This is a genomic window from Lentibacillus amyloliquefaciens, assembly GCF_001307805.1.
GTDB classification, from domain to species: Bacteria; Bacillota; Bacilli; order Bacillales; family Amphibacillaceae; genus Lentibacillus; species Lentibacillus amyloliquefaciens.
The window spans coordinates 568,494-582,489 of the sequence record NZ_CP013862.1 but is presented as its reverse complement, the minus strand read 5'-3'; the positions used below and the strand labels follow the sequence as shown (position 1 = coordinate 582,489).

Below are 13,996 nucleotides of genomic sequence, written 5' to 3'. Positions count from 1 at the left end.
AACCTCCTTCCGTTACCCGTTATTGACGCAATTGATGATTTTCCTGCTTGTGCTTATCCATGGCATGGTAACCAGTCTTTTTATGGCGAAAAAATAGAATGAGTGATTCATAATGTCTTTTTTTCGGATTGTGGCCGGATGGTATAAACAGGTAAATCATGAAGCCTATCACGGCCACAAAATACGGAATCATAAAAACACTATGAACCAAATCCCGCAAGATCGTTAACACTAAAAGAGAGCTAATCAATAGAATGACTAGCTCCCGCATTTCCAACCCTAAAATTTTCGGTTTTGCCTTAATCTCTTTCGGAATCTCGTATGTCATGGTCTCTCAGCCCCTTTTGTGTATCTTTTGGCTTTTGCACGTCCTTTTTATTCAATCCTTGTTTGATACTTCCACGAATATGGTTCATTTTTTGACCGGCATCATAACCGGTATTATGTGCCCGTGTCAGGAAGTGGCCGGCTCGCTGCACCGTACGATTCCCACCAAATAAGGTATGCTTTGGTTTTGGATGGATATGGCCTTCTGAAGCTCCCGCACTTGACTGATTCGTCATCTTTGGTGATGTCGGAATATTAACATGGCCAGATGGTTCTGGCGACTGTCCACCATGAATAGATGATGGTGTGACACCGCCTGAATGATCGGAACTAATACTGGCCGATTGTTGACCTTGTCTTTGCATCGAATTGACGGATGACGGTCGAGCTTCGTGAGTCGGTTGTCCTTTCCCAACAGTACTTCCCCGTTGTTTTCATAACGTGGCGCATTTCCATTGGGCATACTTGTTGAGAATTGGCCTTCTTGACGTGGTGATCCAGCATGTCTATGGGAAGGCATTGGTTTTACATGGCTGTTATTTTTCAATGCTCTTGTCATGCCAGTACCACCAGCAACCGCACCGCCACCAATCTTGCCACCTGCTTTAAGTGCTTTACCACCAGCTTCAGCTGTCATTTTGCCACCTGCGCCAACCATGCGACCAGCAGCATAACCGCCCATCATGGCCTGCCATCCAGAACGCAGTCCGGCATCAATGCCCAATAAGCGTTGTACAATATCAGGCGCATCAATTAATGCCCAGGCACCAGCAATCAGCAGCAAAATGGTACCTATAATACCGATATGTTGTTCCATGTCGTTCGCCCACTGCGCATAAATGATGAACATCCGTAACAGCACCATCATCACAAAAATGACAGCAAATGTACTGGCAATCTCCACGAGTACTTTTTTCAAGCGTTGACCGCCCGTTAAGTCCGTTGCTGCCGTGAACATGGCAAATAATTGGTGAAACGCCAAGTCAAACATGGCACGGCCTATTTTAATGGTTGTAATCACTAATGCAAAAGCTGTTACGGCCAATGTGGCTATTGCGATACCCCAGTTGACGTGATACCTATAGTAGCTTTGTTGGCCCAGATTGGTAGCTGGGACTGTGTTTGTGTTAAGTTTCACGACTTTTGTTCCACCATCCCGGTTGAGATGAGGCGACGTTTCAAAAAATTCTTTTGTTTTTCTGACAAATTTTCCACCCATGGTTCGGTTGTCCAACTAAACCAACCATCATCCTCAAACACATCCAACTTTTCATTGACTTCAATTGAATCAGGATTTTCCAATTGATTTCCGAATGTATAATCCGTTGTCCCGATGTCTTTATTTTGAGCATCTGGTGGATGCGGAAGCAAGTTTTCATTGCCGGCCACGGTCTCTTTATTGCTTCCACTGGCATAATTAAAACCACTGTCAACGTAATACATCACATCCGCAACGTTCCTTTTAAGGACGTTATCGGATAGTGTTCCGGGTTCATCTAATGCAGATACACCTTCGTTCAACAAATCATCCATCATACTCATGAGATTCGGCAGGATGATAATGACACTTACAGCGATCAAAACATTCATCAGCACGTCATTTCGCTTTTCAATTTTATTCAGCATAAATTGAAACCCGACAACGGTAAGCGTCACAACAAACATACCAAACACATACGGCTGAATCGTTTCGATAAAGCGATTCATGGCGGGATTATCATACACACCGCCAAGTGTGACAACATCCGTTGCCACACCTTCGATCCAATTGTTAATCCAAACTAAAGCTTGAATAATCCCCCACCAAATGTTACGGATGAGGTCATCATAGAGCCATCCACTACTTAGATCTAAAATGGCGGCTAAATCCTCATAAAGCTTTTTCAATTCATCCATGAAAACACTACCCTCCTCTTCTTTGACATAAAAAAAGAACCTACCTTAAATGCAGGTAAGTTCCTTATTATGGTTAATTAATACGTTAAATCTATTTCTTGTTCATTGATATAATCAATGTTCTTCTGCACTTCCTTTTTCACATCGTTGTAGAATTTATTATCCAAAAATGTATTATCAGCCGAATTCACTTCTTCGATTAGCATATCTAAAGACCATGCCTCTCCCCAATACTCATAAGCCGAGTCAACCTTATTATGATGAACAGCAGCTATTCCGCCGTCTTCAAAAGGATTGTGATAAGAACCTGAATGCGATTCATATTCTTCACTTAACGTGTCAACCTTTTGCTTGTTTTCATCGTCAAGGGCATTGATATTGATATGATATGCTGTCATATCCTTATCTTTTAGGGCTTTATCATAGGCTTCGAGCAATTTCGTGTTTTTCACATATTCTTGTTTCGCATCATAAATCAAAAAATAAAAAGCTTCGTCATTATCCTTTTTCGTAATCATGTCATCTAATGTAATTTCATTCAGTCCAGTTTTCGGTGATTCTGTCGCTTCATCGCTATTATCTTCTGCAGCACTATCGGTTCCACCACAAGCACTTAAAACCAGCAAAACAGATAATAGTATCAGCGTTAATAGCCTTCGGTTCCGCATACAGTTACCATCATCTCCCATACAACCTTTTGACACCAGTATAACAGCCCTTTTTGACTCTTGAAATGATTATCTTGTCCTATTCAATATGCGATATTTTTGTATCGAGTATCACTTTTAACTTACTTAGCTCATCAGCTGTAAAGGTAAAGCCTTTGCCCAGCCGCGTTTTATCCGGATTCCACCATCTCACATCATATTTCGGTTCATCGCCGTTCCAGCTAATGATGTTAAGTTCTTTTGTCCAACCTGCCTGGCTTTCATACAATACAGCAATTTCTTCGATTACATCCCAATCCACACGATATTTTGGTTTTCTCATGATTCACACTCCCTTCCCTTAAGATAGTGCCTTTTCCCGTAGTTTTTCAGCTTCCTGATCACCATTGGACTGTTCATCTGATGGTTGTTGTTCGGATGCCTGATTGGCTTTCTCATTTTGATTAACTTGCTCTTCAATTCGTTTCGTTGCTTTATCCTGCCACGTTTGCATGACGTCGTCAGGCAAATAATCCTGTAATGCTGCCAACACCTTTAAGTGTATGCGTGAAAAGTGAGGGTGATGGACAATGAAACTCACATAGTGAAGAAATGACCAATGATCGACTTCTTGAAGCAATGCTTTGGTGTTTTCTTCATCTACTTCACCCTGACTTTGTTCAATCTGTAAGATATGCCGTTTAAATCGTTCAAATTCTTTATCCGTCATCACATCAGCCATTCTTAAAAACACATCATCGTTTGACTTAGCCGAATAAACCATGCTGTTTAGGTCCATGTCTTGATAGGTTTCGGACATAATTGGGAGCATCATAACGGAATGGTCTGTATCAAAATCATCGGCCAAATATTGAAATCGGAATTTATGACTGGTTTGTTCTTGATTAAAGATCGGTTTTGGCTCGATTTTCTTACGCTTTTTATCCTGCCGCTTATTCACGCGTATCAACACAGACTGGCCTTCTTTTAACCGCATCAATTCATCAGACGTTAAAAGCGAGCGTTCCTTTGTCGATTCGCTGTGTGACTTATCGAATGAATGATAGTCACCACTGCGGCTGACATCGGTAATCGTTTTCGTCCCAAGCATGCTCGAATAGTGTTCGGCCGTACTCTTATCTTCGGTGAGGATATAGATCTGATTGGAACAGTTGCCAATAATCGTTTCCGATTCTTCACCATAAGCCGATTTCACCTGGGAATAGGCTTGAACGACTAAATGATATCTGAAGCCGCGTCCGGCACCCACCGTTACCATACTGGCCATGCCATCGATAGCCGGCATATTTCCAAACTCATCAAGAATGAATTGCACATGCCGTTTCATTTTGCCATTCTTGCTTTTCGTTGCTTTTTCTGAATTAACACGGTACAACTGACTAACAAAAATACTGGCCAATACATCGTTTGATTTATCTGAATCAGGCGTTGCTAAAAAGACAGCCACTGGTTTGTCGCCAAATCCGATTTCGGTTAGATCCAAACTGTTATGGCCGGTTACTTTAGCGTTCGGTTCAAGCGTAAAGATTTGCAGTTTATCCATGGCAACACTGAAGATACTGCCGCGTGTATTGCCGGTTGAAAAGTTGCTGGTGGCATACATTAACCGCGCCGGATTATTTTCATCCCGTGCTTGGAAGAATTCGTCCAACACATTATTCTCTTCTTCGTCCGTTTCACTGCCTTTGCTGGAAAGGAAATTGGCAACAGAATACATGGTGACCCGTTCTTCCTTGCCGATTTTCACCATATCCTCGGTTAATGCCAAAATAATGGCCGTGACAAGTGACTTCGCACTGTTTGACCAAAACGGATCTTTGGCGTTTGGATTATGATACAAACTGAATGCCACACTGTTAGCATATTTTTGAGCATCACTCACCCTGCCCTGTTTCCATGAATCAATTACCAACTGTAAAGGATTGAATCCCATACTCATCGCATGCTCGATTAAATTAAACACATAGACAGCATAACCACGTTCTTTCAGCGTCTCATAGGATGCACCAGCCAGTTCCCCTTTTGGATCATTGATCACCATCGAGGGTTGCTCACTAGCCCTGCTTTGAACATCAATCATTGGCACAACAAATGTCTCACCTTTACCGGAACGTGTAATCCCGATGACCATGGTATGAACAGGGGCATCATCCAGCAGGAGCCGGTATGGTTTACCCGTTTCCTGCAATCCACCAATAATCGTGCCGCCTTTTCCCTCGTATTCCGTTTTGGATGCTGGGATAATCTGATATTGTTTCTTCATGTTCTTCACGGATTCAAATTCATTCGTGCCATGTTGCCCACGGTTAATGGTTTGGTAATTCATTTTGATGTTATACAAGAGTTTCAGAAGACTGATTCCGACAAGGATATAAAATCCTATATAAAACTCAAGCCATTCTTTCTGAAAGATGAACACGCACTCCCAATCAACCGAGAATGTGCTCAAGTTGACTTGTTCCGGATTGTTGGCAAACCCCTCAATCAAATGCAGCACTTGCTGGAAAAAGTGTAATAAAAAGTTTGCAAGGAAGAAGCCCATTATGACGATAAGCAGTATGAAAGGCACTATAAACTGCCAGTTGCTTAAGCGTTCGGTCAGTGGCTTATGGTTCGTGTTCAATGGCCATCACCCTTTCATGTTGTTTCGTATGTGCTGCCATTTGGTTATACGTTTTGGTGAATGCTTTGCGGCTTTGTTGCAAATTTTCATTGGCGTCTTTCGTTCCGGAAGTGTAGTCAAAAACTGCCCAATTGTCGCCTACACCGTCACCTTCAATGGTGTTCACGATATCTCTTGTCGCCTTCCAGCCAGCCTGATCATCGTCCATGGCAATTAAGAGCTTTTTATCTACAAACTGTTCCTTGTGCTCTGCCAGATATTCTTTGACCTGTCTTGTTTTGGTTGCACCTGTTAGGGCCATAATGCCAACGTTCTCATCGACCTCACGAAAGGACAAAGCATCCAGGATGGATTCACTCACCACCACATTTTCAGCATCCTGCGGAATATCCATAAAAAAATCCCTCGTTTCTTTGGAGGGATTGACAATAAGCTGTATTTCCTTGGGATCAAGGTTTTCATCGATACTGGAACGGAGTAAAACGCGATCCAATGTATTGTCTTCACCGTACAATGGGAAGATTAAATTGCGTTTGCACATCCAGCTATTATTGGAATAGTCTTTGTTCAATAAGGGTTCGGCTTTTTGAAAAACATGCTGGACGATATCCTCATGTTGTAAGTCAACTGCAAAACCACGTGTTGTCTGTTTTGACAGGCCGCGATAACCATTATCTAATGCCTCACTTTTAAAATAGTTTTTCGCATATGAAAACACACGGTTTGACCAATCTAACGACTGCCGTTGGTCTGTCGTCAGGTTGGGATAGTGTTTTGCCATGTTTTGCTCATAAGCTGACATGTTCCCTTTTTCATGAAATTCAAGCATCATACGTGAACCGCACTGGTTTTCCCGGTTGCACTGGATAAAATGCTTGTTATTTTTATACATGAAGGCTTCATGTTGGTTGCATTCCGGGCAGTTGCAGATAAAATAACGGCCTTTATCTTCGGCATTCAAATCACTCAGAGCATTTTCGATATTTTGAAAAACGAGTTTCTTATAGGGATTCAGCGTGCTCATGTGCTTTCACCCGCTTTAGCATCTATTTTCGCTTTAAATTGCTCTAACACGGGTGCAAGGACTTGTTCTTGAATAGCTTGATCTGATTTCAGGACTGTTCCCTTAGCTAATAAGTCATCGAAAGTCGTGTAAAATGCATGCATCAAGTCGTTATGAAGATGATAGGCTGTTCTAAATCCGTATTGTTGTATGAAGGACTCGCCAAATAACTTCAATTCGAGATGCTGATAGCCTTCATGTTTGAACACTAATACACCAATCCTCTGTTTGGGGAGCGATTGATAATTCGTAATGACATGTGTGACAAACTGATTGAACGATTTCTCATCGTTCATATAGCGTTGAATAGCGTCATGCCTGGATGGTTGATCTTTGCTTTCCTGTTCTTCCGTACCCGGATGATGCGATTGTTTGTGCTTCGAAAATGACTTATGATTCCCCAATGTTTGAACACCTGAGTGCTTGTCTGATTGGTTCCCATGTTTCTCAGAAGCTTTTGCCGGCCCTTCTGTCACCCAATTCACAAGCGCGTGATAGGTGTTTCGTATCGCCGCCAGGACATCTTCCATTTCGGCATAAATGCTCGTTTCAATATAGGGTGAAAAACCATCATAGATTTGTCTTAATTGGTCATCCGTCATGGCTAGTTGATCGCCCATGACGGTATGAAATCTTTTTTCAAAGGCCTCAAACGACTTATTTGCCGGCTTAAAAACTTTGACATTGGCAAGCAGTTTATCTTTCATTCTCATTCATATCACCTCCAAAAAAGGACTCCCTGATTGGAAGCCCTACATGTCCATTTCTTGTTCATGTGTCTTGCTTTGTTTCTTCCCAAGTTTCATCTCCTTTTCGTTTTCCAGATCCTTTTCAATCTGACTTAACTTCTCCTTTTGTACCGGCGTTAAGTCCATATCTTTTATGTCATCCAACACCTCTCGTTTGAGCTCATAGACTTTCTCATAACCATGTTTTTCTTCAAATGCCGCCATCTCTTGTTCTCTTTTTTGAACATCTTCAGGTGACGCTTCCTTTTCATCCGGTTGTTTAGCTAAAGCTTCCAGCACTTGTTGCTTATAAGCATTCTTAAAATGGGTTGCTTCCTTTGTAGGCTGCAGTTTTTCCAGCACATTTTGTTTATAAGCCTGCTTAAACTGCTCTGATTGATTCACCCCGTCATCATGTTCTTTTTGCACCGCATCTTCGATTGTTTGAAGCTTTTCCTTCGGATATTTCGATTTCAGAACTGTATCTTGATACAGGGATTCCAGCTTCTGTCGCTTCCACTTGAGTCCTTCTTGATCAGGATTCAGCATTTCCTTTTCCTTTGCCGACAGAAAGTCAGCGTACTTATTTGCCAATTCTGTTTCAAAATCTTGTGTATCTGGCATGTTCAACCTCCTCAATAAAAAAAGGCTTCCATACGTTGGAAAGCCCGTCTGATTAATGGTTTAACTGTATGAAGTTTTGGATAGTGACAGAATCGCCCAGATTAAATTCATCACTGATTGCTTTTTCGACACCACGAATATCATCTATCGATTGAATCGGTTCCGCTAATGTTATATCAACATTGCCGCCGCCATCTTCATAAAGATAGCTTATAAAATATTTGTATTCAGCACTCACAATGCTTCACCTCCTTAAAATCCAACAACACGGCCGCCTAGCCAAGAAACAAGACTGGCAGCCAAATAAACAATGCCAAAGCCAATTGCAACGTTGACCATCCACCCCGTGTACATTTTTTTTTCTGCGGATCTTTGGCAAACGTCCACAACAATCCAATGACAACCAGCACCAGTCCGGCTAAGACTGGTGCAATTGGCTTAATCCCATCTGTGATATTTTGTATGGTTTGAATCGCGTCCTGCATGTATCTCACTCTCCTTTCTTCGCAACATTCGTGATCTGTTTCTGGTTCGATACATTAAAATTCAAGATGATGTCTTGGTGTCGCTCATGAAGCCACGCATAATAGGAAGACCCGTCAGCTTCGATAATGCCTTTTGCCAGTGCTTCAAATTTCTTGAATCCTTCAGGTTTTACGGGCCTACGATTTCTTTTTGATGATGATTCTTTCTTTGTTGTTTCAGCAGCATCTTTAGTGGTCGTCTTATCGTCCTGCTTAACGTCTTTGTCCTGATTCTTATCCATTGCTTTTCCAAATTCATTATTAGACAAAATTTACACCTCCTTATCTGACCAAAATAAAAACCCTTTTCCGTTAAAGAAAAGGGTTAATGGGAAGTTATAAACTTCCTGATACTAATAATTTAACACCGTTTTTATGAAATTTTGTCACCCATTTTGTATCTTTTTTGTACCCTATTTTGTATCCATTTTGTTTACCTTTTACGTAAAGTTATTGTTAGATACAATCAAAATCGTTTATTTTTAGCAGTGTAAAGCCGCATTTTTACTTTGAAAAATGTTGTAAATCACCACATTAATCCAGGCAAAAGTCTCTTCACCTTCCCATTAGATACCATGAATGAAATGTAGCAAGGAACAAGAGTTAAAGCTGAAGCGAGCATTGCGAAAGAAAAAAGGATATTTTGTTCAAGGTTATTCGAGAAAAAGTAAAGCTTTTTGTGATACAGAGCTTTACCATCCTTCATCTCGACGTTCAAAATCTGTTGATTTACGACCATATAAATAAACTTCTATAACCTTCCTTGTCATTTCTTTTAACTCACCAGGCGTATACGTTATTACACCTGTATCATGCCTGCTAGACCATCTATAAGAACATTGTGCGATTTGTTTTACGTCTATATGATATTGCGTGTACATAAGCTTTTTAGTGGAAGATAAATCTTGCTGTAATTGCGTAATGGATGAATCTATCTTGCCCTGATATACATTACGCATTTTAAAATCCGAAAAGTTCTTTCTATCGTGTTGTAACACTCTAATAGCAAGCGGAAGTAAAATAAACTGATGGACAAGTTTATTAATTTGAGCATCCATAAAATCACCTCTAATGAACATCAATATTTCTTTTCATTTTAGAAATAATCGGGTATACTATACATGAAAGATCATACAATAATAAAAACCGTAGACGCTCCAACGCCTACGGTACAATAGACCGAACCCCATTAAGAGGGGCGGCGCAGTAGAAAGAATAAACCCCTTACGCCTGCCAAGCATATGAGGGGTTATTTTCTATGGTCGGACATGATAAACGCTATTAACATGCCGAAAGAAACCATCAGCATTAAAACGTTTGTGTCCATAGGCAGCACCCCCCTCTTGGAAGTATCCAAAGAAGGTGAATCAGTGCGCCACCCCTCATATGAAGCCAGTCCATTGTTAAACACATTGTAACATATCAATTATGATGATCAGTGACAATTAAGGTATTTGTTTTGAAAAGTATGAAGCCGCATTCCCCAGTTGAAAAATGCGGCTGTTTCAAAAAGTGGTTGCCTGCATTTAATTCGAACCTTAATATCATAACCAAGGTTAGTGACAATAAAGTTGTTTCTAAGCATCCATAATTTATGCCACAAAAATGCCCTTCGTATTTCTGGAAGGTTTCTTTTTGCGAATCCTAATATTGTTAGTTGTTACCTTGAAGGTTCACTTTATAATCACTTAGAAAAGTTTGGATACTCCGAGGAAGGCGATTTAACAAATTTTCTGATTCATGTTTAGTGATAACAGTCTGCCGTTCTGGGGGTTGATTCATCTTTTTCACGAATAAATACGACCCCGCTAGGTTTAATTTCAATTTCAACTCCTTCAAGTTCCAACTTCATTATTTCCCTAATACCAAATAGCCATTCTTTTTCCGTTACGCGTCCTCGCTTACAGGAAATGCTGAGAACCTGTCTATTATTGCCGACTTCGTGTAAAAAATGTATTGATCCACTATCATAAACCTTTATCTTTGGTGATTCATCAGGCGAAAATATTTTAACCATTTTTACTTCATTTTGACAGTTAGCAGTTACATCTTTAATCTTCATTTATAACCCTCCTACAAAGAACGTTTGTTCCCATTATAAGCAATGGAGGATAAAAAATCAACTATAACAAGTACTTGATTAAGGCTTATGACTTTTATACAATTGCGCCCGATTATGGAAATCATTTTCTAATAAAAAGTACCAACTTACGCAATAAATAAAGTACTAAAATCAAGGCTACAATTGTGATCACAGAACCTATTATACTAAAACTTGATATCCCCATATTATCCTCTCCCTTATTTTGCAATATGGCTCTACAATGGTAAATTGGACGCTTTTCTCTATTCCGGAATGGCGCCCTTTTGTTTAACAATTTTATAAATCACCTTTAACTTGCTTTAACATCTTTTTTTTTGGCTAATAAAAACGAAATAATTGCAAAAATAACTAAAAAGAAAGCCAGAATTCCGTAGGCGGCACCTTCGAATCCTCTAATATTTACAAAACCAATGTAAAACAGAATAATTGCAGCTATAACTGTTAAGACTCCCGGTATTATTCGCACAAATAAAGAAAAGTTCATTTTCTTGAACCACCACGTAACCAATAGTATAACAACCCCTGGTATAAGAGACATTAACAAAGGTCCTGAAAGCACCGGTAAACCCCCTAATGTTTAAGTTTAGGCGCCTAATAATTACTCCTGATTAGCGCCCTATTACGGAATATAAAACAACTTAATTATTACCCATTGTGTTAGCTGTTAATAAGGAAAAATATTCAATCGATTTATCTCTTTTGAATATTAACTGCTGTTCCATATACCAAAAGTTCTGCAGCTCCACTGGCAACCTGTGATGTCATAAAACGAACATTAACTACTGCATCGGCTCCTAACTTTTCCGCTTCTTGAACCATTTGCTGTGTAGCCTTTTGTCTGGATTCCGTCAGCATTTCTGTATATTCTTTCATTTCTCCACCCACGACATTTCTGAAACCAGAAATAAGATCTTTCCCAATATTTTTTGCTTGAACAATGTTACCTCGAACCATTCCGTTTACTTCCGTAATATCGTACCCTGGGACAGTTTCAGTATTTACTAAGATCATCTTGGTCTTCCCCCCTTTTTTCTTTAATTCTGTCTCTCACCACACCAATAAAAATTAAAAGAAGACCTAAAACTCCAATCGCAATAGAACTTATAAAAAGAATAAGACTAACTTTGACATTAATTATAAAAAAGGATATTACATTTGACAAAATAAATATTGTAATAGCCGTTGGTATCAAAAAAACTCCAAACCGAATCATAAGATTCTCCTCTTTTCAGACAAGCTTTTTATTAAAATTCCCAGCCCAAAAAGCCCAGCCAATAAAAGCAATAATAGCAATAATTAATACAACGAACTTTAATACCGGTCCTTTGAAGCGCATTATATCTGCCTCCATTTAAATAATACTTTTTATAACCGTACGATTAATAAATAAAAAAGTTTCAGAATACTAATTAGTTTATTCCACAATCTGACCCTCATACGGAAAAAAGGACGCCCCTCTTATTAGGGAAAAGCGCCCGTTTGTTTAAGACATTGCCAAAGTGAACATTATCCATGTACAGGTACACGGACGGAGTGATTCTGTTCTCGATTTCGTGGAAGATTCTTTGCAAAAGATGTTTCATAGCCTGGTACACTTGACGGCTGCTCCATATACATATGATGCCAAACCATAAAAACAAGTATCGTCGTCCAAATCTTACGGCTATGATCATGCTTTCCCCGTACATGTGATCAAGAAGTTTCCATATTTCTTTTTGTTGAAAATATCATCAACTGGACTATTTCTAATCAACTGAGTCGCCCATTCATAAAGTTCATTTTTTAACCAATGGCGAATGGGAACAGGAAACCCTAATTTTTTTCGGTTCGTTACAGGTTCCGGAATCAAATCTCTCACAGCTTGTCTGAGGACATATTTAGTTGTTCCATTTGATATTTTCGTATCCATTGGCAATTTGCTGGCTACTTTAAACACTTCTTTATCCAGAAATGGTACACGTAATTCCAAAGAATGTGCCATCGTCATGCGATCGGCTATCGTTAAAATATCCCCGTGGAGCCATGTGTGAAGATCAATATATTGCATCTGGGTGGTTGGATCACAGTGAGCGACTTCTTGATACAGTGCTCTCTCGTCACGAAATCTTTGTTATAATCCAATAGTAGCGCTTGCTTTTCTTGTTCATCAAAAATCTTGGCATTGCCGACATATCGTTCAGACAATGATGTCGTTCCACGTAGCAAGAAGCTTTTCCCTTTCATGCCTTCCGGGAAAATTCGAGCAAGATGATGGAGAGCTCGCTTTAAAAAACCTGGTAAATAATCAAAACCCTTTAACGCCAGAGGTTCTCGATAAATATTATATCCGGCGAATAACTCATCTGCACCTTCTCCAGACAAAACCACTTTCACATACTTACTTGCTTCTTTGGACACAAAATAGTTTGGGATTGCCGCAGGATCGGCCACTGGATCGTCCATATGCCAGATGATGTTTGGTAGTTCTTGAATCACTTCTTCCGGTGTGATCACCTTATGAATATTTTCAACACCCAGTTGATCCGCTGTTACTTGTGCCAAGTCGATTTCACTATAGCCATCGCGTTCAAATCCAACGGTGAATGTTTGGATGTTGGGATGATGTTGCTTGGCCAGGGCCACGATACTGGTTGAATCAATCCCTCCGGATAAGAAGGCACCGACAGGGACGTCACTACGCATATGCTTTTGAACAGAGTCTTCTAATACATCTCTTGTTTGTTGAACATATTCCTCAAATGATTTACTCGAATCAGGTTGAAAATGTAAGTGATGATATTCATAGGTCAGCGGGGATTTTCCTGGTTCTTTGATCAAATAATGGCCAGGCTTTAACTGTTGCATGCCCTCCAATAAACATCGTTCGCCCGGTACGTATTGAAAAGTGAAATAGTTTTGCAGCGAATGAGAATCAAGCGTTCTTGTGCCTGGTTGAAACAGGCTTTTTTCTTCTGATGCAAAAGCCATCCCTTCTTCAGTTTCATTGAAGTATAGAGGTTTAATACTGAAATGATCCCTGGCCGAAAACAATCTTTTCTCCTGCTTGTCCCAAATTACAAAGGCAAACATCCCGCGTAGCCGATGAACGGCTCTTTCTTTTTCAAGAGCATAAAGCTCTAGGAGGACTTCCGTATCCGACCCCGTATCGAAAGTTACACCTGCTTCTTCCAATTCCATTCTCAACTCGATAAAATTATATATTTCTCCGTTAAAAACCATTATATAACGACCACTTTTATCACTCATCGGCTGATGGCCGTGTTTAAGATCGAGAATACTTAAACGGTGAAAATCGAACTGAACGTATTCATCTATATAGGTTCCTTGGTCATCAGGGCCTCGGTGATGTATCTCTTCTCTCCAGTCCCTGTAATCACTAAAGAAATCTGAAGCAATATTTTTAATTTGACCGACAAAACCACACATTGTTTATCCCCTC

Annotated in this window: 15 protein-coding genes and 3 pseudogenes; all 18 read right to left on the bottom strand. The window is 40.0% G+C overall.

Annotated features, from left to right (window positions below; all coding sequences use genetic code 11):
- Positions 1-19 precede the first annotated feature (19 nt).
- Positions 20-328, bottom strand: a complete 309-nt coding sequence (locus AOX59_RS02945; protein WP_068441599.1) for a DUF5592 family protein — start codon at positions 326-328, stop codon at positions 20-22.
- Entirely contained in the window at positions 300-563 is a 264-nt protein-coding gene (locus AOX59_RS20165; protein WP_237049363.1) for a hypothetical protein, read from the bottom strand. Before AOX59_RS20165 ends, AOX59_RS02945 begins: the two co-directional genes overlap by 29 nt.
- A pseudogene (locus AOX59_RS20775) lies at positions 560-2,223 on the bottom strand (pLS20_p028 family conjugation system transmembrane protein). The gene AOX59_RS20165 and the pseudogene AOX59_RS20775 overlap by 4 nt, the downstream one beginning before the upstream one ends.
- Before the next feature lie 77 nt (positions 2,224-2,300).
- Positions 2,301-2,891: a hypothetical protein gene (locus AOX59_RS02925; RefSeq protein WP_068441586.1), complete on the bottom strand. Its 591-nt coding sequence runs from the start codon at positions 2,889-2,891 to the stop codon at positions 2,301-2,303.
- A 79-nt stretch (positions 2,892-2,970) separates the two neighbouring features.
- A complete protein-coding gene (locus AOX59_RS02920; RefSeq protein ID WP_068441584.1) occupies positions 2,971-3,213 on the bottom strand; it encodes a YdbC family protein in 243 nt (80 codons plus the stop codon).
- Positions 3,214-3,231: 18 nt separating this feature from the next.
- A complete protein-coding gene (locus AOX59_RS02915; RefSeq protein WP_068441581.1) occupies positions 3,232-5,514 on the bottom strand; it encodes a VirD4-like conjugal transfer protein, CD1115 family in 2,283 nt (760 codons plus the stop codon).
- Positions 5,498-6,538, bottom strand: a complete 1,041-nt coding sequence (locus AOX59_RS02910) for a toprim domain-containing protein (RefSeq protein ID WP_068441578.1) — start codon at positions 6,536-6,538, stop codon at positions 5,498-5,500. Before AOX59_RS02910 ends, AOX59_RS02915 begins: the two co-directional genes overlap by 17 nt.
- Positions 6,535-7,290, bottom strand: coding sequence for a hypothetical protein (locus AOX59_RS02905; RefSeq protein ID WP_068441575.1), 756 nt, complete (start codon positions 7,288-7,290; stop codon positions 6,535-6,537). Before AOX59_RS02905 ends, AOX59_RS02910 begins: the two co-directional genes overlap by 4 nt.
- 39 nt (positions 7,291-7,329) lie before the next feature.
- Positions 7,330-7,929, bottom strand: coding sequence for a hypothetical protein (locus AOX59_RS02900; RefSeq protein WP_068441572.1), 600 nt, complete (start codon positions 7,927-7,929; stop codon positions 7,330-7,332).
- A 52-nt stretch (positions 7,930-7,981) separates the two neighbouring features.
- A complete protein-coding gene (locus AOX59_RS02895; RefSeq protein WP_068441569.1) occupies positions 7,982-8,167 on the bottom strand; it encodes a hypothetical protein in 186 nt (61 codons plus the stop codon).
- 14 nt (positions 8,168-8,181) lie between these two features.
- A pseudogene (locus AOX59_RS02890) lies at positions 8,182-8,414 on the bottom strand (pilin).
- 5 nt (positions 8,415-8,419) lie between these two features.
- Positions 8,420-8,722, bottom strand: a complete 303-nt coding sequence (locus AOX59_RS02885; protein ID WP_068441566.1) for a hypothetical protein — start codon at positions 8,720-8,722, stop codon at positions 8,420-8,422.
- A gap of 423 nt (positions 8,723-9,145) precedes the next feature.
- Complete coding sequence (locus tag AOX59_RS02880; RefSeq protein WP_068441562.1) at positions 9,146-9,511, bottom strand: YhjD family protein; 366 nt, start codon at positions 9,509-9,511, stop codon at positions 9,146-9,148.
- A gap of 686 nt (positions 9,512-10,197) precedes the next feature.
- Positions 10,198-10,515, bottom strand: a complete 318-nt coding sequence (locus tag AOX59_RS02875; protein ID WP_068441558.1) for a hypothetical protein — start codon at positions 10,513-10,515, stop codon at positions 10,198-10,200.
- A 331-nt stretch (positions 10,516-10,846) separates the two neighbouring features.
- Entirely contained in the window at positions 10,847-11,116 is a 270-nt protein-coding gene (locus tag AOX59_RS02870; RefSeq protein WP_237049360.1) for a YesK family protein, read from the bottom strand.
- Positions 11,117-11,247: 131 nt separating this feature from the next.
- Positions 11,248-11,568 (bottom strand): YbjQ family protein, encoded by a 321-nt coding sequence (locus AOX59_RS02865; protein WP_068441555.1) that lies wholly within the window; start codon positions 11,566-11,568, stop codon positions 11,248-11,250.
- On the bottom strand, positions 11,549-11,770 hold the full coding sequence (locus AOX59_RS02860; protein WP_068441553.1) for a hypothetical protein: 222 nt from the start codon (positions 11,768-11,770) through the stop codon (positions 11,549-11,551). Before AOX59_RS02860 ends, AOX59_RS02865 begins: the two co-directional genes overlap by 20 nt.
- Positions 11,771-12,063: 293 nt before the next feature.
- Positions 12,064-13,983, bottom strand: a pseudogene (asnB, locus tag AOX59_RS02855) (asparagine synthase (glutamine-hydrolyzing)).
- Positions 13,984-13,996 lie beyond the last annotated feature (13 nt).